We start from the raw sequence: 25,229 nt of genomic DNA, 5'->3' as shown, positions 1-25,229 counted from the left end.
TATCGCTTTTAAGCCGTAAATAAAGGCATAAAAAAACGGACCCCGCGGGGTCCGTTTGTCGTCTGGCGCGATTATTTATAGGCCGACTGGTGCACGCCTACCGCGCGTCCTGACGGATCGTTCATGGTTTTGAAGGCTTCATCCCATTCGATCGCTTTAGCCGATGAGCAGGCAACCGACGGACCGCCGGGGACGCACTCCGCGGCGCTCGGCAGCGGGAACAGCTCTTCGAAGATTTCACGGTACAAATACGCCTCTTTCGACGACGGTGTGTTGTACGGGAAGCGGAAGGCGGCGGTTTCCAGCTGCTGGTCGGAAATCTGCCCGGCCGCGACCTCTTTCAGCGTATCGATCCAGCTGTAGCCGACGCCGTCTGAGAACTGCTCCTTCTGACGCCACGCCACGCTCGCCGGCAGGTAGGATTCAAAGCATTCGCGCAGGATATGCTTTTCCATTTTACCGTTGCCGCACATTTTATCCTGCGGGTTGATGCGCATGGCGACGTCGAGGAACTGTTTGTCGAGGAACGGCACGCGGGCTTCCACGCCCCACGCCGACATCGCTTTGTTGGCGCGGGCGCAGTCAAACATATGCAGCGCCTGCAGCTTGCGCACGGTTTCTTCATGCAGCTCTTTGGCGTTCGGCGCTTTGTGGAAATAGAGATAGCCGCCAAAAACCTCATCAGAACCTTCGCCTGACAGCACCATCTTGATGCCCATCGCTTTGATTTTACGCGACATCAGGTACATCGGAGTTGACGCACGGATGGTGGTCACGTCGTAAGTTTCGATGTGATAGATCACGTCGCGAATGGCGTCGAGGCCCTCCTGCACGGTGAAGTGGATCTCGTGGTGGACGGTGCCCAGATGGTTGGCCACTTCCTGCGCGGCTTTCAGGTCTGGCGATCCCTCAAGGCCGACGGCAAATGAGTGCAGCTGCGGCCACCAGGCTTCGCTACGCTCCTGATCCTCAACGCGGCGGGCGGCGAACTTTTTGGTGATCGCGGAAATAACCGAAGAGTCCAGGCCGCCGGAAAGCAGCACGCCGTAAGGAACGTCGGACATCAGGTGGCTTTTCACCGACTCTTCCAGCGCCTGACGCAGCTCGTTTTTATCGGTAACGTTGTCTTTTACCGCGTCGTAATCAAACCAGTCGCGCTGGTAGTATTCGCGGATTTCGCCATCTTTGCTCCACAGGTAGCTGCCGGCCGGGAACTCTTTAATGGTGCGGCACACCGGCACCAGCGCCTTCATTTCTGATGCGACGTAGAAGTTACCGTGTTCGTCGTGACCCATATACAGCGGAATAATACCGATATGGTCGCGGCCGATCAGATAAGCATCCTTCTCGCTGTCGTACAGCGCGAAGGCAAACATTCCCTGCAGATCGTCAAGGAAGGCCGGGCCTTTTTCCTGATACAGCGCGAGGATGACTTCGCAGTCCGAACCGGTCTGGAAGGTATAGCGGTCGCCGTACTCTGCGCGCAGCGCCTGGTGGTTATAAATTTCGCCGTTCACCGCCAGGGCGTGAGTTTTTTGTTGGTTATACAGCGGCTGAGCGCCGGCGTTAACGTCAACGATAGAGAGACGTTCATGTACCAGAATGGCTTTATCGCTGGCGTAGACGCCGGACCAGTCCGGCCCGCGGTGGCGCATCAGGCGGGAAAGCTCCAGTGCCTTTTTACGCAGCTCGACCGCGTCAGTTTTAATATCCAGTACGCCGAAAATTGAACACATAGCCTTCTCCGTTACCCTGTCGTATTTGATGTTGTGCAGACGTCGTCTTGTTACGAGGTCTCTTAGTGCGTGTTTAAGAAAATGCCGCAAAGGAGAGGGCGGTGCAAGGGATTTACGGGGGCAACAGGAAAAAACGCAATGGTGATTGTTGAATATTAAAAAATGAGTATGTTTTGAGCGTCTTTATTGATGAAACTTCAAAAAATAGCCGGTTTTATTAGATGTGGCTTTCTGATTGCGGGCGATAAATGAAAAACCACGTCCTGGGACGTGGTTTGGCTTAGAAAATATCAATTTCGGCCACCGACGGATAGATCCACGACGGGCGGAACGGCAGGCTGTCGATATCGTCGAGCGTCGAGACGCCGGAAAGTACAAGGATCGTTTCCAGACCGGCCTGGAAGCCCGCCAGAATATCGGTACGCAGGTTATCGCCGACAATCACGGTTTGCTCGGAGTGCGCCTGCATCTTGTTCAGCGCGGAGCGGATAATCCACGGGCTCGGCTTGCCGACGTAAAACGGCTTGCGGCCGGAGATCTTCTCGATCCCCGCGCACAGCGCGCCGCAGGCGGGGTAGAAGCCGCGGCCGTGGGTGTCCGGATTGGTGGCGATAAAGCGCGCGCCGTTTGCCACAAAGAAGGCCGCCTTGTGCATCATCTCCCAGTTAAAGGAGCGGGTCTCGCCGACGATGACAAAATCCGGGTTGACGTCGGTGATGGTGAAGCCCGCCTTATAAAGCTCATGGATTAGCGCGCCTTCGCCCACGACGTAGGCTTTTTTACCCTCCTGACGGCGCAGAAAATCGGCGGTCGCCATGGCTGAGGTGTAAAAGGCGCTATCCGGGACGTCAATGCCCGCGGTAGCGAAGCGGTTGGCCAGATCCTGGCCGGTCTGGGACGGATAGTTGGTCAACATCACCAGCGGCATATCTTTTTCGAGAATGCGTTTGATAAATTCAGCAGCGCCCGGTACGGCCACATTGTCGTGCATCAGCACGCCGTCAATATCACAAATTACGTTTTGAATGGTCATGGACAGTCCGACATCGTTGAATAAAAGCAGAAATTCGTGAACCAGAATAGGCTAACTTTCCAGTAAACGCTGGAGCAGGCTTCCGTTGAGCATCGCGCGCTTCACCAGCGCAAAGGCGCCGATCGCCGAACGATGATCGAGCGTGGAGCGCACCACCGGCAGATTTTTACGAAACGCCTTTAGCGCCTGGGCGTTAATGCAGCCTTCGATGGCCGGCAGCAAAACCTTTTCTGCTTCGATGATTTCACCGGCGATTACCACTTTCTGCGGGTTGAACAGGTTAATGGCGATGGCAATGGTTTTTCCCAGGTGGCGACCGACGTGTTCGATAACCTCGCAGGCCAGCGTATCTCCCTTATTAGCGGCTTTGCAGATGGCTTTAATATTACACTCATCCACGCTAAGGCGACTCTGATAGCCCTGTTCCAGCAGGTGACGTACCCGCTGTTCGATGGCCGCATTGGCGGCAACCGTCTCCAGGCAGCCGAAGTTGCCGCAGTGGCAGCGCTCGCCGAGCGGGTCGACCTGGATGTGGCCGATCTCACCCACGTTACCGTTGCGGCCGATAAAAATGCGCCCGTTGGAGATGATTCCCGCCCCGGTGCCGCGGTGGACGCGCACCAGAATAGAGTCCTCGCAGTCCTGACTTGCCCCAAAGTAGTGCTCCGCCAGCGCCAGGCTGCGGATATCATGGCCGACAAAACAGGTGACGTTAAAGCGTTTTTCCAGCGCTTCTACCAGGCCCCAGTTCTCAACCTGAATGTGCGGCATGTAGCGGATGACGCCGCTTTCCGGGTCGACAAGACCGGGTAAAATCACCGAGATAGCGATGAGCTCGCGGATCTTACGCTGACAGCGCTCGGTAAAGGCGGCGATGATGTTCAGCAGCGCGTGCTCGAGGGTTTCCTGGGTGCGTTCCGGCAGCGGGAAGTGCTCCTCTTCCAGCGTCTTGCTGCTTAAATCGTACAGGGTCAGGGTGGCGTCGTAGCGGCCGAGGCGTATGCCAATGGCCTGGAAGCTGCGGGTCTCGGCTATAATGGAGATGGCGCGGCGGCCTCCGGTGGAGGCCTGCTGATCGACTTCTTTGATCAGCCCGCGTTCAATCAGTTGGCGCGTGATTTTCGTCACGCTGGCAGGGGCAAGCTGGCTTTGTTCCGCGATCTGAATGCGCGAGATGGGGCCATGCTGGTCAATCAGGCGGTATACGGCCGCGCTATTCAGCTGTTTTACGAGATCAACGTTACCAATTTGAGCATGTCCGCCTGCTGTCATACTTTTACTTACTCAGTGACGACCTCGTTACCATTAACGATGGTCTTGATGATTTTATAATCGCGGGTAAAGGCGGTCAGGTTAGCGACCATTCCCGGCGCAATGCCGCCGAGCTGCTTTTCCACGCCAATAGCACGCGCAGGGTAGAGGGTTGCCATCCGCAACGCTTCTTCCAGCGCGATACCGCAATGTTCAACGAGATTACGCACGCCTTCAATCATGGTCAGCGAAGAACCGCTGAGGGTTCCGTTTTCATCTACGCACAGCCCGTTACGGTAGTATATTGTTTTACCAGCAAAAATGAACTGTTCAATATTGGCGCCCGCCGGCGCGGTGGCATCGGTTACGAGGCACAGCTTGTCGCCCTTCAGGCGCTTCGCATTGCGTACGTTAGCATAATCAACGTGCATACCGTCGACGATAATACCGCAGTAAACGTCCGGCTCGTCAAAAATAGCGCCCGCCAGGCCCGGCTCGCGTCCGGTAATATACGGCATGGCGTTATAGAGATGAGTGGCGAAAGTGATGCCCGCGCGGAAACCGATTTTGGCTTCTTTAAGGGTGGCGTTGGAGTGCCCGGCGGAGACGATAATCCCGGCGTTAACCAACTGGCGAATCACTTCTGGCCCGACGCGCTCCGGAGCAAGGGTCACCTTGGTGATGACATCGGCGTTTTCGCACAGGAACGCCACCAGCGCGGCGTCCGGTTTACGCACGTAGTCCGGGTTGTGGGTCCCTTTTTTAACGATGTTCAGCCACGGACCTTCAAGATGAAGGCCCAGCGCCTGGTTAGGATATTTTTGCAGGTACTCGCGCATGACGCGCACGCCCTGTTTCATCAAATCGTCGCTGGAGGTAATTAGCGTTGGCAGATAGCTGGTGCAGCCGGAGCGCTCGTTGGTCTTCTGCATGATTTCCAGCGTTTCGACGGTTACCGCATCCGGGCTGTCGTTAAACTGCACGCCGCCGCAGCCGTTCAGCTGGACGTCGATAAAACCGGGGGCGAGAATAGCGCCATTGACCGAGCGTTGCTCAATCCCGGACGGCAAATCAGCCAGTGGACAGATCCGTTCGATAAGGCCATCAGCGATAACTATCGCATGGTCATCCAGAATTTCATGACCGGTATAGATCCGGCCTTGGGTTAATGCATACATACGACCCCCGGTTACGCACGCCATCCTTCAAGCCGGCCTCTTTAGCAGGCCGTTAATTGACCGTTTACTGCCGCCTGAAGGATTTTGTGCATCAGAAAAAAAGAAATGTCCCGCGGGGGTAGCCGCAGGACGGGACCAGATTACAACCCTTTGACGTTTTCGGCTTCTAATTCGTTGAAGTATTTCAGCGTCTTCACTTTTAGTTCCATGGTGGACGGTTCGTCGCAAACGATCACTGCTTTCGGGTGCAACTGCAGACAGGTAATGGTCCACATGTGGTTGACGTTGCCTTCTACCGCCGCCTGCAGCGCCAGCGCTTTCTGATGGCCCAGCACCAGAATCATCACCTCTTCGGCATCCAGCAGGGTGCCCACGCCCACGGTCAGCGCGTATTTCGGCACAAGGTCAACGTCGCCGTCGAAGAAGCGGGAGTTTGCCACGCGGGTGTCATGGGTCAGGGTTTTAATACGGGTACGGGAAGCCAGGGAAGAAGCCGGCTCGTTGAACGCGATGTGGCCATCGTTACCCACGCCGCCCATAAACAGGTTAATTTTGCCGTAGGAGCGGATTTTTTCTTCATAGCGGCGGCATTCTGCATCGATGTCTGGCGCATTGCCGTTGAGCAGGTTAATGTTTTCTGCCTGAATATCAACGTGATCAAAGAAGTTGCGGTGCATAAAGCTATGATAGCTTTCCGGGTGCTCTTTCGGCAGGCCAACGTACTCATCCATGTTGAAGGTGACGACGTGTTCGAAGCTAACCTGGCCCGCTTTGTGCATCTCAACCAGAGCTTTGTAGGCGGTCAGAGGTGTACCACCGGTAGGCAGACCCAGTACAAACGGACGGTCCGCAGTCGGTTTGAACGCATTGATGCGGTTAACGATGTGGCGAGCAGCCCATTTACCTACTTGTTCAGCTGTTACCAGGGGAATCAGTCTCATTCTTCACCTCTATAGTTAAATTAGAACCTGGCGGATTGGCGCCAGTACTCTATGAAGAGTATTGCAGTAACTACGCAGACCGGGGTCAATCCGTGTTGATTTTTTGAATGATAAAATAAGTTTTCGTTGTTAGCCAGTCCGGGGGAGGGGTTAATACGATATTTGGTGATTATAGTCACAAAAAATACGCGTTTAATTTGCGATACGAATTAAATTTTCACACACTTTGCGGGTAAGTTAAAAAACTGACCTTTTTACACAATAAAAAAATGGCTTTGAGTGAGCCTCATCGGGGTCTCATAGGGGGAATAAGATGAATATTTTAGGTTTCTTTCAGCGTCTCGGTAGGGCGTTACAGCTCCCTATCGCAGTGCTGCCCGTCGCGGCGCTGCTGCTGCGATTCGGTCAACCCGATCTGCTTAACGTGGCGTTCATCGCGCAGGCAGGCGGGGCGATCTTTGATAACCTGGCGCTGATTTTTGCGATCGGCGTGGCGTCCAGTTGGTCTAAAGACAGCGCCGGCGCCGCGGCGCTGGCCGGTGCGGTAGGTTATTTCGTATTAACCAAAGCAATGGTCACCATCAACCCAGAGATCAACATGGGCGTGCTGGCGGGTATCATTACCGGTCTGGTCGGCGGTGCCGTTTATAACCGCTGGGCCGGCATCAAGCTGCCTGACTTCCTGAGCTTCTTCGGTGGGAAGCGTTTTGTTCCGATCGCTACCGGCTTCTTCTGTCTGGTGCTGGCGGCCATCTTCGGCTACGTCTGGCCTCCGGTGCAGCACGCTATTCACGCCGGCGGTGAGTGGATCGTGGCCGAGGGCGCGGTGGGTTCCGGTATCTTCGGTTTCATCAACCGTCTGCTGATCCCAACCGGCCTGCATCAGGTGCTGAATACCATTGCCTGGTTCCAGATTGGCGAATACACCAACGCCGCAGGCGCGGTGTTCCACGGCGATATCAACCGCTTCTACGCCGGTGACGGCACTGCGGGGATGTTCATGTCCGGCTTCTTCCCGATCATGATGTTCGGTCTGCCGGGCGCGGCGCTGGCGATGTACTTCGCTGCGCCGAAAGAGCGTCGTCCGATGGTTGGCGGTATGCTGCTGTCGGTCGCTATCACCGCGTTCCTCACCGGTGTGACCGAGCCGCTGGAATTCCTGTTCATGTTCCTGGCTCCGCTGCTGTACCTCCTGCACGCGGTCCTGACCGGCATCAGCCTGTTTGTGGCAACGTCGCTGGGTATTCATGCGGGCTTCTCCTTCTCCGCAGGGGCCATTGACTACGTTCTGATGTACAGCCTGCCGGCAGCCAGCAAAAACGTCTGGATGCTGATTGTCATGGGCGTGGTGTTCTTCTTCATCTACTTCCTGCTGTTCACTGCGGTTATCCGCATGTTCAATCTGAAAACGCCGGGCCGTGAAGATAAAACTGACGACGTGGTGACTTCAGAAGCCAACAGCAACACCGAAGAAGGTTTGACTCAGCTGGCTACGCAGTACATTGCGGCCGTCGGCGGGACTGACAACCTGAAGGCGATTGATGCCTGTATTACCCGTCTGCGTTTGACCGTTGTAGATTCCGCCCGCGTTAACGATGCGGCCTGCAAACGCCTCGGCGCTTCCGGCGTGGTTAAACTGAACAAGCAAACCATCCAGGTAATCGTCGGTGCGAAAGCAGAATCCGTCGGTGATGAGATGAAAAAAGTGGTTGCGCGTGGTCCGGTAGCCGCGACCGTCGCCGCAGCCAATAGCGCGCCTGCCGCCGCCGCGGCGGTAAAACCGCAGGCCGTGGCTAACGCGAAAACTATCGCCGCGCTGGTTTCACCGATTACCGGTGATATCGTGGCGCTGGAGCAGGTCCCGGACGAAGCGTTCGCCAGCAAGGCCGTCGGCGACGGCGTGGCGGTGAAACCGACCGATAAGATCGTGGTCTCACCGGCGGCGGGTACCATCGTTAAGATCTTCAATACCAACCACGCGTTCTGTCTGGAAACGGAAAACGGCGCGGAAATCGTCGTCCATATGGGCATCGATACCGTCGCGCTGGACGGCCAGGGCTTCAAACGCCTGGTTGAAGAGGGCGCGGAAGTGCAGGCCGGCCAGCCGGTTCTGGAAATGGATCTGGACTTCCTTAACGCGAACGCCCGGTCGATGATCAGCCCGGTAGTCTGCAGCAACAGCGATGATTACAGCGCGCTGGTGATTCAGGCGACCGGTAAAGTTGTCGCCGGCCAGACGCCGCTGTATGAGATTAAAGGCAAGTAAGGCTCCTGAGTAGAGTTTATGCCTGTGCGGCGGGGGGAAACCTCCGCCGCTTTTTTTTGCCGCAAATGACCCCATAATCTCCTTCAGATACGTATTTTCAGTAACTAATAGTTGTCTCTACGTCCTGCTTGTAAGATCATGTCCCGTTATACGTTGTTTACGCTTTGAGGAACCCATGATGAGTGAGGCAGAAGCCCGCCCAACTAACTTTATTCGTCAGATCATCGATGAAGATCTGGCTACTGGTAAGCACACCACCGTTCATACGCGCTTCCCGCCGGAGCCGAACGGTTATCTGCACATTGGCCACGCCAAATCAATTTGCCTGAACTTCGGCATTGCTCAGGATTATCAAGGCCAATGCAACCTGCGCTTCGATGACACCAACCCGGTGAAAGAAGATATCGAATACGTTGAGTCGATTAAAAACGACGTGCAGTGGTTAGGTTTCCACTGGTCCGGGAAAGTTTGCTACTCGTCTGATTATTTCGATCAGCTGCACAGCTACGCCGTTGAACTGATTAATAAAGGTCTGGCATACGTTGACGAGCTGTCGGCGGAAGAGATTCGCGAATACCGCGGTTCGTTGAAGGCGCCGGGCAAAAACAGCCCGTACCGCGATCGTAGCGTAGAAGAGAACCTGGCGCTGTTTGAAAAAATGCGCGCCGGCGGTTTTGCGGAAGGTAAAGCCTGCCTGCGTGCGAAAATCGATATGGCTTCGCCGTTTATCGTTATGCGCGACCCGGTGCTGTACCGCATTAAATTCGCCGATCACCATCAGACCGGCAGCAAGTGGTGCATCTACCCGATGTACGACTTTACCCACTGCATCAGCGATGCGCTGGAAGGTATCACGCACTCTCTGTGCACACTGGAGTTCCAGGACAACCGTCGCCTGTACGATTGGGTGCTGGATAACATCAGCATCCCGACTCATCCGCGTCAGTACGAATTCTCGCGTCTGAATCTCGAATACACCGTGATGTCCAAGCGCAAGCTGAACCAGCTGGTGACCGAGAAGCACGTGGAAGGCTGGGACGATCCGCGTATGCCGACCATTTCCGGCCTGCGTCGCCGCGGCTATACCGCCGAATCGATTCGCGAGTTCTGTAAGCGCATCGGCGTAACCAAACAGGACAACACTATTGAAATGGCGTCGCTGGAGTCCTGCATTCGCGAAGACCTGAACGAAAATGCCCCGCGTGCGATGGCCGTTATCGATCCGGTAAAACTGGTTATCGAAAACTATCCGCAGGGCGGCAGTGAAAATGTGACCATGCCGAATCATCCGAGCAAGCCGGAGATGGGCAGCCGTGACGTGCCGTTCAGCGGTGAAATCTGGATCGATCGCGCGGACTTCCGTGAAGAAGCCAACAAGCAGTACAAGCGTCTGGTGCTGGGCAAAGAGGTTCGCCTGCGTAATGCTTACGTGATCAAAGCCGAGCGCGTAGAGAAGGACGCAGAGGGCAATTTCACCACGATCTTCTGTACCTATGATGCCGATACGCTGAGCAAAGATCCGGCGGACGGCCGCAAGGTGAAGGGCGTTATCCACTGGGTGAGCGCGGCGCACGCGCTGCCGGTAGAAATTCGCCTGTATGACCGCCTGTTCAGCGTGCCGAATCCGGGCGCCGAAGAGGATTTCCTTGCCGTCATGAACCCTGAATCGCTGGTTATCAAGCACGGCTTTGCCGAGCCGAGCCTGGCGCAGGCGCAGGCCGGTAAGGCCCTGCAGTTTGAGCGTGAGGGCTACTTCTGCCTCGACAGCCGCTATGCAAGCGCTGACCATCTGGTGTTCAACCGCACCGTTGGTCTGCGCGATACCTGGGCGAAGGTCGGCGCATAAACCCGCGTCGCCGCATTGCCATCAAAAACGCCGCATCCGCGGCGTTTTTTTATGCCCGCAGCTATTGGCTGGCGTAGTTATTTTCGCGATGCGAATTAATCTTGTTTACAGCCGGTAATATATCCCGTCGGGTCCGTTCGTTATTATTGTGTAAAAATCCTTTGTAAGCGCTTTCATCTCAACTTTTATCCTGATTTTGCAAATACTTCCGCGCTAAATGTACGAAATATAAGGCTGTAACAAACAGACATAGATTATGTGCGCTTTGTCATAATCTTAAGCTTTGGTCGGCGAAAGAGATTGATAATTCGCGTCACGAAAAATAGTCTATCCATAGCGGATATGCGAACTTTTACCGCCCCGCTTTTTAGCAGTCTTATTTATTTTTCGCGGCTTGCCTTTGGCTCCGCGTTTTAAAACGTCAAAGAGGATATGCACATGCGTACGTTTAGTGGCAAACGTAGTACGCTGGCGCTGGCTATTGCCGCCGTCACCGCGATGTCGAGCTGGATCGTTGTTCCGCAGGCCAGCGCAGCAGGTTTTATTGATGATTCCACATTAACCGGCGGTATCTATTACTGGCAGCGCGAGCGCGACCGTAAAGACGTCACCGACGGCGATAAGTACAAAACCAACCTTTCGCATTCAACCTGGAACTCCAACCTGGATTTCCAGTCCGGCTACGCTGCCGATATGTTTGGTATTGACGTGGCGGCCTTTACCGCCATTGAAATGGCGGAAAGCAGCGAAAGCGGCCACCCCAACGAAATTGCCTTCTCCTCAAGAAATAAAGCCTACGACGAAGATTACTCCGGCGATAAGAGCGGAATTAGCCTCTACAAAGCGGCGGCGAAATTTAAGTTTGGCCCGGCGTGGGCGCGCGCTGGCTATATTCAGCCAACCGGGCAAACGCTGCTGGCCCCGCACTGGAGCTTTATGCCGGGCACTTATCAAGGTGCCGAAGCCGGAGCCAACTTTGATTACGGCGACGCCGGCGCGCTGAGTTTCTCCTACATGTGGACCAACGAATATAAAGCGCCGTGGCATATCGAGATGGATGATTTCTACCAGAACGATAAGAAGACCAAAGTCGATTATCTGCACTCTCTGGGCGCCAAATATGATTTTAAAAATGACCTCGTGCTGGAGGCCGCGTTTGGCCAGGCTCAGGGCTATATCGACCAATATTTTGCCAAGGCCAGCTATAAATTTGACGTTGCCGGCACCCCGTTAAACACCAGCTATCAGTTCTACGGCACCCGCGATAAGGTCAGCAACGGCGGCGTGAACGATATTTATGACGGCACCGCCTGGCTGCAGGCGCTGACCTTCGGCTACAAGGTTGCCGACGTGCTGGACCTGCGTCTGGAAGGCACCTGGGTTAAGGCCGAGGGCCAGCAGGGCTACTTCCTGCAGCGTATGACTCCAACCTACGCATCCTCTAACGGCCGCCTGGACGTGTGGTGGGATAACCGCTCCGACTTCAACGCCAACGGCGAAAAAGCGGTGTTCTTCGGCGCCATGTATGACATGAAAAACTGGAATATGCCGGGCTGGGCGTTTGGCGCGTCTTACGTTTACGCATGGGATGCGAAGCCGGGCAAAATGGCGACGCCAGATGCCTACTACAACGCGGATAAGCGTCTGGAAGAGTCGGCCTACAGCCTCGATGCCATGTATACCGTACAGGACGGCCGGGCGAAGGGCACGCTGTTCAAGCTCCACTTCACCCAATACGACAACCACTCCGATATTCCAAGCTGGAGCGGCGGCTACGGCAACATCTTCCAGGATGAGCGCGACGTGAAGTTTATGGTTATTGCCCCGTTCACTATTTTCTGATGCCGCAGCGGCGGGCGTAAGCCTGCCGCCAGTCCGTGAGGTTGATTATGAAAAAGCTATTGCTCATCGCCATGCTGGCATCGGGCCTGGTGGCCTGTACGCAGTCACCGGCGCCAAAAGAAGACAGTAAACTGAAGGATGCCTATAGCGCCTGTATCAATACGGCGGAAGGGAATCCGGATAAAGTTCAGGCCTGCCAGAGCGTGCTGAACGTTCTTAAAGAGGATAAGCAGCATCAGCAGTTCGCCACGCAGGAAAGCGTGCGCGTGCTGGATTATCAGCAGTGTATCCAGGCGACCCGCACCGGCAACGATCAGGCGGTGAAGGCCCGCTGCGACCAGATCTGGAAAGAGATCCGCCGCAACAATACCCGGCCCTGATTTCCCCCGTACTTCCTATTTGTGGGCATAAAAAAAGCCAACCTTCGGGTTGGCTTTTTGCTGCTTACGCTGCGGGAAATTATTTTTCCAGCGGATCATGCGCGTGTTCATCTTCGCGGCAATCGCCTTCCGCACAGTGGCCGTACAGGTACAGGCTGTGGTTGGTCAGGCGGATGCCGTGACGGTGGGCAATTTCACGCTGACGCGCTTCGATGGAGTCATCGCTGAACTCAATCACTTTGCCGCAATCGAGGCAAATCAGATGATCGTGATGATGCTGCTGCGTCAGCTCGAAAACGGATTTACCGCCTTCAAAGTTATGGCGGGTAACAATGCCGGCATCATCAAACTGGTTCAGTACGCGATAAACGGTAGCCAGACCGATCTCTTCACCCATGTCGATCAGGCGTTTGTATAAATCTTCCGCGCTGACGTGATGGTTATCCGGCCCCTGCAGCACTTCCAGAATTTTTAATCGTGGAAGTGTGACTTTCAGGCCAGCCTTCTTCAATGCGGTATTGTTGTCAGTCATGCGGAATCTGTCCTGTTGCTAAACGATCTACTTCCATTAGCGGAAGTAATACAGAGAATCACCCGATGTAACGCGTCTCATTATAGAACTGCCATGATGAAATGAAAACCGCAAGCATCGAGCCTTGTATGCTGTCAAAAACGAGGCACAGGCTACAAACTGCGTCACGTCTCCTCGTTAAATCAGAGGACATTGTACAGATATGTGATTAAAAGTTAAAAACTTGTAGCTATTAGTTTTATTGCTTTTACCTATTAATACGGCGATATCCCAAGATAGCGCCGTTAACGATCAGGCGTTTTTGATTTCTTCGAGGTGCAGTTCTTCAGAAACCTGCTTAACCCATTTCTCTACGCGCTCGTTGGTCAGCTCAGGCTGACGGTCTTCATCGATAGCCAGACCGACGAAATGGTCGTCATCGGCGAGACCTTTAGAGGCTTCGAAATGGTAGCCCGCGGTTGGCCAGTGGCCGACGATGGTTGCGCCGCGCGGTTCGATGATATCGCGAATGGTACCCAGCGCGTCACAGAAGTATTCAGCGTAGTCTTCCTGGTCACCGCAGCCAAACAGGGCGACCAGCTTACCGTTGAAATCGACCTCTTCCAGCGTCGGGAAGAAATCGTCCCAGTCACACTGCGCTTCACCGTAGTACCAGGTCGGGATGCCCAGCAGCAGAATGTCATGAGCCTGCAGATCTTCTTTGCTGCTTTTGGCAATGTCGTGAACATCAGCAACGTCTTTACCAAGCTGCTTTTGGATCATTTTTGCAATATTTTCGGTGTTGCCGGTGTCGCTGCCAAAAAAGATGCCGATGATTGCCATGAGTAAAATAACCTCTTGATACTTAATGATGTGGTAGTGGCGTAATGCCCGCAGATAACGGCAATCATAGCAGAACAGGGGAGGGGGCGGAAACAGCAATCACGCCCGACTGCACACTCTGCTACATGAAAGTGCTGTTTTTGCGGTTTCTCAGACTTTACCCTGGCTATGCAGGGCTGCCAGCTGGTTCATCAACATCTCTTCAATCAGATCGCTGCGGTTCATATTGCGGGCATCGGCCAGCTCATTGAGCGCATCGACCGCTTCAGCGTTGAGCTTAAGCTCCACGCGCTTTAAGCCGCGAACTTTGTCGCGTTTAAGCTGATTGCGTTTATTGATGCGCAGCTGTTCGTCGCGCGAAAGCGGATTGGTCTTTGGTCTACCCGGGCGACGCTCGGTTGCGAACAAATCTAATGTCGTACGGTCCGTTTGTTCTTTTGCCATGATTCAGAGTGACTTCGGGGAAACGAGTTGTCGGGCCATTGCCGACACAGATAGCGCGCCATAATACATCAGGCGAACCGCTGCGCCAACGACCGCGGGCATTCTGCGGCGCGGTCGGGCAGTTTTTAGCCAGTTATGCCGCTAAAGAGGAGAGATATCGGCGAATGGCGCGCAATACCGCTTCCGGTTTCTCCGCATGGACCCAATGGCCCGCGCCGGCAATCACGTGCGCGCGGGCCTGGGGGAACTGCGCCAGCAGCGCGTCGCGATACTCGTCGGTCACGTAGGGAGAGTTGCCGCCCGGGATAAACAGGGCCGGATGCGGCCAGGCGGGAACCGGCTGCCAGCCAACGATATGGCTATATTGATCCCACAGGACCGGCACGTTAAACCGCCACTGGCCGTCAACGAAGGACTTCAGCAGAAACTGAATCACCCCCTCTTCCTGCAGATGCTGGCGCATGATTGCCGCCGCCTGCTGACGGGTCGCGGCGCCGGTGGCGGTCACGGCGTTGATGGCGGCAAAGATTTCGTCATGGCGGCGGACGTGATAATCCACCGGCGCGATATCGATAGCCACCAGGCCGTCGATGCGCTCCGGGGCCAGGGCGCTTAGCGCCATCACCGCTTTACCGCCCATTGAGTGGCCAATAAAGGTCGCTTTTTCCAACTGCAGATCGTCAAGGGTGTCGAGCAGATCCTGCGCCATAGCGGCGTAGGTCATCTGCGGATCGCGCGGGGAAAGACCGTGATTGCGCATATCGACCTGCAGGATATCGTAGTCGGCAACCAGGTCGCGCGCGAGGATCCCCAGGTTATCAAGGCTGCCAAACAGACCGTGAACGAGGACCACCGGGGAATTATTGTGCGGATTTTGCGCAGATTGCGCGCGGCTATTTAATTTCATGGCAAAGTTCTTTTTTTCGCTCCGTCGGGTTAGGGTATTATGTTGGACATTCTGCCATCCGGCTGCAAGACCCAGAGCTATCTGAGTTTTACCGCCATCCTGGTTTGACGCTATCCGCGGTTAGGATTTGTCCTTATAATCCTGACAACTTGTATTCAGAAAAAGATATCGCACTGGATTAAGATGAAAACAATTGAAGTTGATGATGATCTCTATCGCTATATTGCCAGCCACACCCAGCATATTGGTGAGAGTGCATCCGACATTTTACGGCGCATGCTGAAATTTTCCGCCGCTTCCCAGACCGCCACCGCCGTCGCGAAAGCCGCGCCGGCGCAGGCTCCGACCGCTGCCGTTGAGGTCAAGCCTGCCAACCCGGTGAAAGATAAGGTTCGCGCGATGCGCGAGCTGCTGTTATCTGATGAATACGCCGATCAAAAGCGCGCGGTAAACCGTTTTATGCTGGTGCTAACGACGCTCTACTCGCTGGACGGCAAAGCGTTTGCTGCGGCCACCGAATCACTGCACGGACGTACGCGTACCTATTTCGCTGAAGACGCCCGCGTTCTGCTGAAAAGCGGCAATCAGACCAAACCTAAGCAGGTACCCGGCACGCCGTGGTGGGTGATTACCAATACCAATACTGGCCGTAAATGCAGTATGATTGAACATATCATGCAGTCAATGCAATTCCCCACGGAGTTGATTGAGAAGGTTTGCGGCACGATCTAGCTTTATTCACCCTTGCATCAGAAGGATCAGGCAATGGCAATCGATAAGCGTGCGGGGCAGCCTGCACAACAGAGTGATTTGATTAACGTCGCCCAGCTGACTGCCCAGTACTATGTACTGCAGCCGGAAGCAGGCAACGCGGAGCATGCGGTGAAGTTCGGGACCTCTGGCCATCGCGGCAGCGCGGGTCGCCATAACTTCAACGAGCAGCATATCCTGGCGATTGCTCAGGCGATTGCGGAAGATCGCGCGAAGAACGGTATTACCGGTCCTTGCTACGTCGGTAAGGATACCCATGCGCTCTCCGAGCCGGCCTTTATTTCCGTTTTGGAAGTGCTGGCCGCTAACGGTGTTGATGTGATCGTGCAGGAAAACAACGGCTTCACTCCGACGCCGGCGATTTCCAACGCCATTCTGGTGCACAACAAAAAAGGTGGTCCGCTGGCGGACGGTATCGTGATTACGCCGTCGCATAACCCGCCGGAAGATGGCGGTATCAAGTACAACCCGCCGAACGGCGGTCCGGCTGATACCAACGTCACCAAAGTGGTGGAGAACCGGGCTAACGAGCTGCTGGCTTCCGGCCTGCAGGGCGTGAAGCGCATCTCCCTCGATGCGGCTCTGGCTTCTGGCCACGTCAAAAAGCAGGATCTGGTTCAGCCGTTTATTGAAGGGCTGGCGGATATCGTCGATATGGCGGCGATTCAAAAAGCGGGCCTCAAGCTTGGCGTCGATCCGCTGGGCGGCTCCGGGATTGAATACTGGAAGCGTATCGCCGAGCATTACAAGCTGGATCTGACCATCGTTAACGATCACGTCGATCAAACCTTCCGCTTTATGCACCTGGATAAAGACGGCGCCATCCGTATGGACTGCTCGTCCGAGTGCGCGATGGCCGGCCTGCTGGCGCTGCGCGATAAGTTCGATCTGGCCTTCGCCAACGATCCGGATTACGACCGTCACGGCATCGTGACCCCGGCCGGGCTGATGAACCCGAACCACTATCTGGCGGTGGCGATTAACTATCTGTTCCAGCACCGTCCGCAGTGGGGTAAAGAGGTTGCCGTCGGCAAAACGCTGGTCTCCTCGGCGATGATCGACCGCGTGGTCGGTGACCTCGGCCGTAAGCTGGTGGAAGTGCCGGTTGGCTTTAAGTGGTTCGTTGACGGCCTGTTTGACGGCAGCTTTGGCTTCGGCGGTGAAGAGAGCGCGGGCGCTTCGTTCCTGCGTTTTGACGGCACGCCGTGGTCCACCGACAAAGACGGTATCATCATGTGCCTGCTGGCCGCGGAAATCACCGCCGTCACCGGCAAAAACCCGCAGCAGCACTACGATGAGCTGGCCGCACGCTTCGGCGCGCCGAGCTATAACCGCCTGCAGGCATCGGCAACTTCCGCGCAAAAAGCGGCGCTGTCGAAGCTGTCGCCGGAGATGGTCAGCGCAAGCACGCTGGCGGGCGATCCGATCACCGCTCGCCTGACCGCCGCGCCTGGCAACGGCGCGTCGATCGGCGGTCTGAAAGTGATGACCGATAACGGCTGGTTTGCCGCTCGTCCGTCAGGCACGGAAGACGCCTACAAGATCTACTGCGAAAGCTTCCTCGGCGAAGAGCATCGCAAGCAGATTGAGAAAGAGGCGGTAGAAATTGTCAGCGAAGTGCTGAAAAACGCCTAAACGAAAAAGGAGCCGCAGGGCTCCTTTTTTATATCACTGTACTCAGATTACCTCACCAGCCGCTCCTGCGCATCGCCGATAATCCGGGTTCGCCAGGTATCAGCCGTGTTTGTTTTTCAGCTCAAAACGTGGCGATACCAGACCATAAAGCGTCCAACCGAGGAAGGTGACGATCGAGCCGTACAGCATGGCTTCTTCGCCGGAGGAGTAGAGCGCATAAAAGCTATACAGTGCGCCGATAAAGGCCACAACGTTGGCGGATTTGGCTTTCGCCGGATTGACGTTCGCCATTTTCTGGATAATCACCAACGCGGCCATCGACAGAATATACGGGATGATATTGGTCACTACTGCCAGGTTTACCAGTACATTGAACTGGCTGTTCAGCGACGGACTGATAGTCATCAGCGCGAGTCCGCTCTGGATGATCACGATGGTCAGCATACCCTGAACCGGTGCGTCCACTTTTGTGACCCGAGAGAAGATTTTCGGGAAATAGCCTTCATCGGCCGATGATTTAAAGACCTGAGCGATAGTGAACTGCCAGCCGAGCAGCGAGCCGCAGCAGGACATCACCATCAGGGCCATGATGACCTTACCCACTTCCGGAGTAAACATCTGCGCGAAGGCCAGCCCGAACGGCGCCGTGGAGTTAGCTAAATCCATATTTGGCACAATCCCTGCAATCACGTTGGTTGAGACGATATAAATTATCGCCGCACCCAGTGTACCTCCCAGCACCGCGATCGGCACGTTGCGTTCCGGATTTTCCACGACTTCGGCGTTGGCGCAGGCCGACTCAAGCCCGAGGAAGGCCCACAGCGTCATCGCAATGGAAGAACCAACGGCCGAGAAGAACGGCACGTGGTGCGGATTCCATGAGTTGGCGTAGAGGGTTGGACTAAACCAGAACCAGCCGATGACGCACAGGCCGACAACCGGAATGATCACCCCCCAGACGGTGATACTACTGATCTGTCCGGTAATGCGCGCGCCGCCAAAGTTGGCGACGGTGCACAGCCACAGCACGCCGATGGTTGCGAGACCGATCTGTACCGGCGACAGCGCGGCGCCGAACAGCTCGGTGCCGTAGCCGACGGCGGAGATCGCGATTGCGACGTTGGCAATCAGCAGCGAAACGCCATAGGTATAGTTGGCCATAAAGTTGCCGGATTTACCGAACGCATACTCTGCGTAGCCGCCCATCCCACCGGATTTACGGCTGAACATCCCGCACTTAGCGAATGCCCATGCCAGCGCCATTGAACCGACGGCGGTCACCAACCATGAAATGATCGAGATGGTACCCACCTCCGCAAGCTTGGTCGGCAGCATAATGATCCCGGAGCCCATCATATTCACGATGGTCAGAATGGTGAGCTGGACAACGCCCATTTTGTTGGACTTAGGCTTGCTCATAGTTTTTCCCCTTTCAGCAGAGCGTGCCTGGGGGCGCATTGCTGAATAACGTAGCACCATACCTGCTTACGGCCGTCCTGTTCTTCGATATACACACCCTGCAACTCAGGTGCAAAACCTGGCAACAGATTGATCCCTTCTTCCAGTGCGCTGAAATAACGCAGCGCTGAGCCGCCCCAGACTTCGCCGGGTACAACGCAAAGAACGCCCGGTGGGTAAGGAAGCGCGCCTTCCGCCGCAATTCTTCCTTCCGCATCCCCAAGGCGAACCAGCTCAACCTCTCCGCGCAGATAGGCGTAGTTGGCCTGTTGAGGATTCATACTGACGAGAGGAAAGTGTGTTTTGCGGAACATCTCTTTTTGCAGCTGTTTCACATTGTGGCGGGAATACAGGTCGTGCATCTCCTGGCACAGCTGGCGCAGGGTGTAACCGGCATAACGCGCTTCATGTTGCCGGTAGATTGATGGCAGAACGTCGGCCAGCGGCACGTCGGACGCCAGCAGGCTTTCGAAACGCACCAGCAGGGCAACGAGCTGCTGCAGCTTGGCCATATCTTCCGCAGGCGTCAGCAGAAAAAGGATCGAGTTGAGGTCGCATTTCTCCGGGACAACGCCGTTTTCACGCAGAAAGTTGGCGAGAATGGTTGCCGGTACGCCAAAGTCATCATATTCGCCGCTGCGTGCATTGATACCGGGGGTGGTGAGCAGAAGTTTGCAGGGATCAACGAAATATTGCTGTTCCGCGTAGCCCTCGAATGCATGCCACTGTTCGCCGGGGACAAAGTGGAAGAAACGCAGATCGTTGGCGATTTGAGCGGTGGGGTAAGATGCCCAGGGTTTTCCATCGACCGTTTCCGGTACAAACGGTCGAATATGTTGGCAGTTATCGAGGATCAGTTTGCGCGCATCAATGCCGTTCGCCACACAATTCATCCACATGTTACGCCCGCCGATCCCCTCATGCATTTTGGCGTTGATATCAAGTGCCGCGAAGAGCGGGTAGAACGGGCTGGTGGAGGCGTGCATCATGAAGGCGTTATTCATGCGTTTATGCGGCACGTAGCGCGGCTGTCCTTTGATATGGTTATCTTTTTTATGGATCTGCGAGGTCTGGGAGAAGCCGGCTTGTTGCTTGTGCACGGACTGGGTGACCAAAATACCCGGATCGTTCTCATCCAGCTCTAATAACAGCGGAGAGCAATCGGCCATCATCGGAATGAACTGTTCATAACCCACCCAGGCGGAGTCAAACAGAATATAGTCGCATAGATGGCCAATCTTATCAACGACCTGACGGGCGTTATAAACAGTACCGTCATAGGTTCCAAGCTGAATGACCGCCAGGCGGAAGGGGCGCGCGTCCGTGGCCCGCTGCGGCGCGACTTCGCAAATAAGCTCGCGCAGGTAGCCCTCTTCAAAGCAATGGGCGTCAATCCCGCCGATAAAACCATAGGGGTTACGCGCTGTCTCCAGGTAGACCGGCGTGGCGCCGGCCTGTAGCAAGGCGCCGTGATGGTTGGATTTATGGTTATTACGGTCAAAGAGCACCAGGTCACCCGGCGTTAGCAGGGCATTAAGCACAACCTTATTGGATGATGACGTCCCGTTGAGGACAAAATAGGTTTTATCCGCGTTAAAGACTTTTGCCGCGTGCTGCTGGGCGATGCAGGGCGCGCCTTCATGGATAAGCAGATCCCCCATGGCTACATCGGCGTTGCACAGGTCGGCGCGGAAAAGCGTCTCTCCAAAGTACTCAACGAACTGATTTCCCGCCGGGTGGAGCCGGAAAAACTCGCCTCCTTGATGACCGGGACAATCAAAAGCGCTGTTACCCTGATTGACATAGTCGACCAGGGCGCGGAAGAAAGGCGGACGCAGCTGGGTTTCATAGTGACTGGCTGCGGTTTCCAGCTGGCGGCCGTAGAATGCGCTGCGCGCTTCATTGTGTTCGAAAACACCCGATATACGCGGTAAATATTCCGCCGGCACCCGCTCTTCGCCATGCGTCGTAACGAAGACCGGGATGCCGTAGCCTGTTGCATCGATTTCGTCGAGTTTTCCTTCTTCAATATCATTGATGGAAAGTACCACTGCAGCAATATCAATAAAACTTGTCTCATTAACATTAATGATGCTGCGCTGCGTCGAAAAACTATCCGGGCAGAGACGACTTACGGCTATTTTTAATTTTGACATTATTCAACTCTTTATTTTTGGTAATGGTTGGCCCTCAACTTCTCGCATGAGAAATTGATATCTCCGGAAAAAAGCAAAACCATCTCGCTGATAATAAAATCAGTAAATTGCTTTTTTTAGATACAATAAACCCTACCGTATCCGGTTATGGTTAATTCAGGGTTTATGTGGGTGAGCACCACGCGGAGTGCAGGAATTTCCCCGTATCACAAGGGATCGGGAAGTCCTGCATACTGAGTGCCCGAAGTCAGAAGACTATCGGGCATTAAAGAAATGAAAATCGAAACTATTGCGGTGAGAGAACATCATAATATGCGTTGTACGCCTTATATGAGGCATTAGTCGGTTATTGTTTTCCATTTTTAACGTTCCTTTCATTTTCTGTTGAAAGTTCAGTTATTCTATTTGTAAAACTGATAGTTTCCGTGAAGTTGATCAATAAAATAGATCAATGGCAATATATATGACTGGTTTTTGTTGCACTTTTGTTATGATGTTCTTTATTGTTCTTGTTTAGTTGGTTTTTTGTTACATTTTGATGGTGAAATGATTCGTTGCCGGGGAAATATCGTTTCCTCAGCAATGAAATTTTTCTGCAAATAAAATTATTTTTATTAAAAATAAATGAAAAAGAATTTACGGCATAAACCGGTAGCCGATGCCGGTCTCGGTCAGCAGATGCTGCGGCCGCGCGGGATCAACCTCCAGCTTTTGCCGCAGATGCCCCATATAAATTCGCAGATAGTGGCTGTGCTCTACCGCGTTCGGCCCCCAGACGTGATTCAGCAGATGGCGCTGGGTTAACACCTTGCCGGCATTATTCAGCAGCGCAGCCAGCAGGCGGAACTCAATCGGGGTCAGATGAATCTCCTCCTCGCCGCGCAGGATGCGCCGCGCCGGGATATCAACCTGGATAGTCGAAAAGCGGACGACGGGCTCGTCGGCCCGGGCGCCGGCGTGACGGCGCAGCGCGACCCGCAGCCGCGCCTGCAGCTCGCCAATGCCAAACGGCTTGCTCAGATAGTCATCGGCGCCGGCATCCAGCGCGGCAATCTTATCCTGTTCTTCCGTACGCGCCGACAGCACGATAATCGGCATCTGGCTCCACTGGCGCACTTCGCGAATAAAATCACCGCCGTCGCCATCGGGGAGGCCAAGGTCAAGGATCGTCAGGTCGGGCTTGCGGGTTGCGGCTTCGAGCAGACCGCGCTGCAGCGTTTCGGCTTCAAATACGCGCATGCCGTCGGCTTCCAGCGCGGTGCGCAGAAAGCGGCGAATAGCATGTTCATCTTCAATAATAAGAACGTTGATCACGGTTCCTCGGCTAGTGCTTGCAGTCAGGTCAGGCGTCGCCGCACCACTCATCCAGCTCCGGCGGCGCTTCTCGCGGCAGTGTAACACGGAAGCAGGCGCCGCCCTCAGGGCGCGTGTGCGCGGCGATGGTGCCGCCGTGGACCTCGACGATCGCCTGGCAGATCGCCAGTCCCAGTCCTACGCCCGGGATCGCGGACTCCTTATGACCGCGAGCGAACTTATCAAAGATAGCCTGCTCCTGGCCCAGCGGGATCCCCGGGCCATTATCCCACACGTCGAGCAGCAGCTGGCGATCGTCGGCCTGTGCCGTAATGCCGATTTGCGCCTGCGGTCCGGCGTACTTCAGCGCATTCTCCAGCAGATTGATCAGCACCCGCTCAAACAGCGGCCCGTCAACGTGAACCAACAGCAGCGGATCGGGCAGCGCCAGCTGAATGCGCTGGCCGCCGAGGCCCGGCTCCAGCATCCGCAGCGCGCTGCCGACCACCTCTTCGAGAGTGAGCCACTCTTTATGTAAATTAAAGCCACCGGACTGGATGCGCGCCATATCCAGCAGATTATTCACCAGCCGGGTGGTGTTGAGCACGTGCTGGCGAATTTCGTTGGCCTGCGGGGCATGCTTCGAGCCTTCGCTCGCCAGGTCGAGGGTCAGAATTTCCGCCTGACCGAAGAGGATCGTCAGCGGGGTGCGTAAATCATGCGACAGCGCCGCCAGCAGGGAGTTACGCAGGCTTTCGCGTTCGCTGTTAAGCCGGGCCTGCTCTTCGCTGGCGGTGAGCGTCAGCCGCTCGAGGGCGCTGGCTACCAGCAGGGTAAAGGTCTCCAGCAGCCGCTGCTGCTCGGGGATCATCAGCTGGCGCAGGTTATCCGGCTCAACCACCAGCAGCCCCCAGCTGCGGGCGGCGCTTTTCAGCGGCAGAATCTGATAGGGAACGCCGGGCAGCGTATCGGTCCCCGCGCCGGCGGGCTGGCCTTTATCGAAGCTCCAGCGCGCAATCGCATCATCCCACGAGGTGAGCCCCGTCTGCCGGGTCAACGGGTGCAAAGTCCCGCTCTCGTCGGGCAGCAGGAGCTGGCCGCGGGCCTGGAAGGTCGAGGCGATAAAGCGCTCGCTGGTCAGGGCGATATCCTCCCGGCTGCGCCCGACCGCCAGCGCTTTTGACATCTCATACAGATGGCGGGTGCGCTGCTCGCGGTAGCGGGCCACGCGGGCCTGGTAGCGTACGCCGGCGGTAAGGTTGCCGATCACCAGACCAACGGTGAGCATGACCCCGAAGGTCAGGAGATACTGGACGTCGGAAACCGCCAGCGTCCCGCGCGGGGCGATAAAGAACAGATCGAAGCTGACGACGTTGATAACCGTCGCCAGCACCGACGGCCAGCGGCCGTACAGCAGGGCGATAACGACCACCCCGAGCAGGTAGATCATCACCAGGTTAGCGGCCTCAAAGGCCACCAGCCACTGCATGGCGACGAGCGTAATCACCGCGCAGATGGCCACCGCGACGCAGCAGCCCTGCAGCTGCAGCCGCCACTTCTCCATCGCGGGACGGCTATCGCTGGCGCGGGCGGGCAGGGGGGCGCTCTTTTCATCAAGGGCAATCACTACCAGATCGAGGTCCGGCGCGTGGCGGGCCAGGCGCTCGGCAAAGCCCTGGCGATCCCACCAGCGGCGCTGACGCTGACGGCCGATAACGATCTTGCCGAGGTTATGCTCGCGGGCGTAGTGCAAAACCGCTTTCTCTTCCGAAGGATCGGACAAGGTGGCGGTCTCCGCGCCCAGCTCCTGGGCGAGCCTGAGCGCCGCGAGGATCGCCCGCCGCCTGGCTTCCGGCAGGCGATGCAGCGACGGGGTTTCAACGTAGACCGCGTGCCAAACGCTGCCGAGCCTGGCCGCCAGCCGGGCGGCGGCGCGTACCAGCTTCTCGCTGCCGGTATTGTGGCCAATGCACAGCAGGATGGCGTCGCGGGTGTGCCAGACCTTCTCCTGACCCTGGCGGTCGCGCCAGGCGCGCATCTGCTCATCGACCCGGTCGGCGGTGCGGCGCAGCGCCAGCTCGCGCAGGGCAATCAGGTTGCCTTTGCGAAAGAAGTTTTCGATGGCGCGTTCGGCCTGGCCGCCGATATACACCTTCCCTTCATTAAGGCGCTGGCGGAGATCGTCGGGCGGGAGATCCACCAGCACCACGTCATCGGCGGCATCAAAGAACGGGTCGGGGACGGTTTCGCGGACCTGCACGCCGGTGATGCCGCTGACCACGTCGTTCAGGCTTTCCAGATGCTGGACGTTAACGGTGGTAAAGACGTCGATGCCGGCTTCCAGCAGCTCCTCGACGTCCTGCCAGCGTTTGGGGTGACGTGAGCCAGGAGCGTTGCTGTGCGCCAGCTCGTCGACCAGAATCAGCGCCGGACGGCGGGCCAGGGCGGCGTCGAGATCGAATTCGTGAACGTAGCGCCCGCGGTGGGAGAAACGGCGCGGGGGGAGGGTGCTCAGCCCTTCCAGCATCGCCGCCGTCTCTTTACGCCCGTGGGTCTCCGCCACGCCAATCAGAATATCGAGCCCCTGGGTGCGTAGCCGCTGCGCCTCCGCCAGCATCGCCCAGGTTTTACCGACGCCCGCGCAGGCGCCAAAGAACACCTTCAGCTTCCCGCGATGCGGCGCGGCGGCGTGTTGCAACAGACGGTCAGGGTCCGGGCGCAGCGGCTCGTCACTCATT

The 25,229-nt window shown here is 56.0% G+C and carries 20 protein-coding genes; 6 read left to right on the top strand and 14 right to left on the bottom strand.

The window, feature by feature from the left end:
* Window positions 1-71: 71 nt before the first annotated feature.
* The 5 genes from asnB to nagB form a co-directional block, all read right to left on the bottom strand.
* Window positions 72-1,736 (bottom strand): asparagine synthase B, encoded by a 1,665-nt coding sequence (gene asnB, locus AC1M2H_RS19770; RefSeq protein ID WP_426812686.1) that lies wholly within the window; start codon window positions 1,734-1,736, stop codon window positions 72-74.
* A gap of 280 nt (window positions 1,737-2,016) precedes the next feature.
* Window positions 2,017-2,769: an HAD-IIA family hydrolase gene (locus AC1M2H_RS19765; RefSeq protein ID WP_015584887.1), complete on the bottom strand. Its 753-nt coding sequence runs from the start codon at window positions 2,767-2,769 to the stop codon at window positions 2,017-2,019.
* 51 nt (window positions 2,770-2,820) lie between these two features.
* Window positions 2,821-4,041, bottom strand: a complete 1,221-nt coding sequence (nagC, locus tag AC1M2H_RS19760) for a DNA-binding transcriptional regulator NagC (protein WP_480148713.1) — start codon at window positions 4,039-4,041, stop codon at window positions 2,821-2,823.
* 8 nt (window positions 4,042-4,049) lie between these two features.
* Window positions 4,050-5,198, bottom strand: coding sequence for an N-acetylglucosamine-6-phosphate deacetylase (gene nagA / locus AC1M2H_RS19755; RefSeq protein ID WP_480148712.1), 1,149 nt, complete (start codon window positions 5,196-5,198; stop codon window positions 4,050-4,052).
* A 140-nt stretch (window positions 5,199-5,338) separates the two neighbouring features.
* Window positions 5,339-6,139 (bottom strand): glucosamine-6-phosphate deaminase, encoded by an 801-nt coding sequence (nagB, locus tag AC1M2H_RS19750; protein WP_045854476.1) that lies wholly within the window; start codon window positions 6,137-6,139, stop codon window positions 5,339-5,341.
* Between the two features lie 313 nt (window positions 6,140-6,452).
* Here nagB and nagE point away from each other — a divergent pair, with 313 nt between their 5' ends.
* The 4 genes from nagE (at window position 6,453) to AC1M2H_RS19730 (ending at window position 12,473) form a co-directional block, all read left to right on the top strand.
* Window positions 6,453-8,405 carry a PTS N-acetyl glucosamine transporter subunit IIABC gene (nagE, locus tag AC1M2H_RS19745; RefSeq protein WP_480148711.1) on the top strand — a complete coding sequence of 651 codons (1,953 nt, stop codon included), beginning with the start codon at window positions 6,453-6,455 and terminating at the stop codon, window positions 8,403-8,405.
* Window positions 8,406-8,583: 178 nt separating this feature from the next.
* Window positions 8,584-10,251: a glutamine--tRNA ligase gene (gene glnS / locus AC1M2H_RS19740; protein ID WP_480148710.1), complete on the top strand. Its 1,668-nt coding sequence runs from the start codon at window positions 8,584-8,586 to the stop codon at window positions 10,249-10,251.
* A 438-nt stretch (window positions 10,252-10,689) separates the two neighbouring features.
* Window positions 10,690-12,093, top strand: a complete 1,404-nt coding sequence (chiP, locus tag AC1M2H_RS19735; protein WP_480148709.1) for a chitoporin ChiP — start codon at window positions 10,690-10,692, stop codon at window positions 12,091-12,093.
* 47 nt (window positions 12,094-12,140) lie between these two features.
* The gene (locus AC1M2H_RS19730; protein ID WP_480148708.1) at window positions 12,141-12,473 is read left to right on the top strand and encodes a ChiQ/YbfN family lipoprotein; all 333 of its coding nucleotides are present in this window, start codon (window positions 12,141-12,143) and stop codon (window positions 12,471-12,473) included.
* Window positions 12,474-12,552: 79 nt separating this feature from the next.
* Here the strand turns inward: AC1M2H_RS19730 and fur are convergent, their stop codons facing one another.
* The 4 genes from fur to ybfF form a co-directional block, all read right to left on the bottom strand.
* The gene (fur, locus tag AC1M2H_RS19725; RefSeq protein WP_480148707.1) at window positions 12,553-13,005 is read right to left on the bottom strand and encodes a ferric iron uptake transcriptional regulator; all 453 of its coding nucleotides are present in this window, start codon (window positions 13,003-13,005) and stop codon (window positions 12,553-12,555) included.
* A 291-nt stretch (window positions 13,006-13,296) separates the two neighbouring features.
* Window positions 13,297-13,827, bottom strand: coding sequence for a flavodoxin FldA (fldA, locus tag AC1M2H_RS19720; RefSeq protein ID WP_480148706.1), 531 nt, complete (start codon window positions 13,825-13,827; stop codon window positions 13,297-13,299).
* Window positions 13,828-13,977: 150 nt separating this feature from the next.
* Window positions 13,978-14,271, bottom strand: a complete 294-nt coding sequence (gene ybfE, locus AC1M2H_RS19715) for a LexA regulated protein (protein WP_041144611.1) — start codon at window positions 14,269-14,271, stop codon at window positions 13,978-13,980.
* Between the two features lie 133 nt (window positions 14,272-14,404).
* Window positions 14,405-15,178: an esterase gene (gene ybfF / locus AC1M2H_RS19710; protein WP_480148705.1), complete on the bottom strand. Its 774-nt coding sequence runs from the start codon at window positions 15,176-15,178 to the stop codon at window positions 14,405-14,407.
* A gap of 183 nt (window positions 15,179-15,361) precedes the next feature.
* Here ybfF and seqA point away from each other — a divergent pair, with 183 nt between their 5' ends.
* Both seqA and pgm read left to right on the top strand, forming a co-directional pair.
* On the top strand, window positions 15,362-15,910 hold the full coding sequence (seqA, locus tag AC1M2H_RS19705; protein ID WP_480148704.1) for a replication initiation negative regulator SeqA: 549 nt from the start codon (window positions 15,362-15,364) through the stop codon (window positions 15,908-15,910).
* Window positions 15,911-15,943: 33 nt separating this feature from the next.
* Window positions 15,944-17,584, top strand: a complete 1,641-nt coding sequence (gene pgm / locus AC1M2H_RS19700; RefSeq protein WP_480148703.1) for a phosphoglucomutase (alpha-D-glucose-1,6-bisphosphate-dependent) — start codon at window positions 15,944-15,946, stop codon at window positions 17,582-17,584.
* Window positions 17,585-17,683: 99 nt separating this feature from the next.
* On the opposite strand, the gene potE is transcribed toward pgm, so the two are convergent.
* The 5 genes from potE to kdpD all read right to left on the bottom strand — a co-directional run bounded on the left by potE (window position 17,684) and on the right by kdpD (window position 25,228).
* Entirely contained in the window at window positions 17,684-19,003 is a 1,320-nt protein-coding gene (potE, locus tag AC1M2H_RS19695) for a putrescine-ornithine antiporter (RefSeq protein WP_480148702.1), read from the bottom strand.
* Window positions 19,000-21,198: an ornithine decarboxylase SpeF gene (gene speF / locus AC1M2H_RS19690; protein ID WP_480148701.1), complete on the bottom strand. Its 2,199-nt coding sequence runs from the start codon at window positions 21,196-21,198 to the stop codon at window positions 19,000-19,002. The genes potE and speF overlap by 4 nt, the downstream gene beginning before the upstream one ends.
* Before the next feature lie 255 nt (window positions 21,199-21,453).
* A complete protein-coding gene (gene speFL, locus AC1M2H_RS19685; RefSeq protein ID WP_143350131.1) occupies window positions 21,454-21,558 on the bottom strand; it encodes a leader peptide SpeFL in 105 nt (34 codons plus the stop codon).
* Between the two features lie 276 nt (window positions 21,559-21,834).
* Window positions 21,835-22,512: a two-component system response regulator KdpE gene (kdpE, locus tag AC1M2H_RS19680; RefSeq protein WP_480148700.1), complete on the bottom strand. Its 678-nt coding sequence runs from the start codon at window positions 22,510-22,512 to the stop codon at window positions 21,835-21,837.
* Window positions 22,513-22,540: 28 nt separating this feature from the next.
* Window positions 22,541-25,228 (bottom strand): two-component system sensor histidine kinase KdpD, encoded by a 2,688-nt coding sequence (kdpD, locus tag AC1M2H_RS19675; RefSeq protein WP_480148699.1) that lies wholly within the window; start codon window positions 25,226-25,228, stop codon window positions 22,541-22,543.
* Between the last annotated feature and the right edge of the window lies 1 nt (window position 25,229).

The organism is Klebsiella sp. F11, assembly GCF_056712265.1.
Note: the sequence above shows the minus strand (reverse complement) of the source record. Positions and strands in the feature narration are given on the sequence as shown.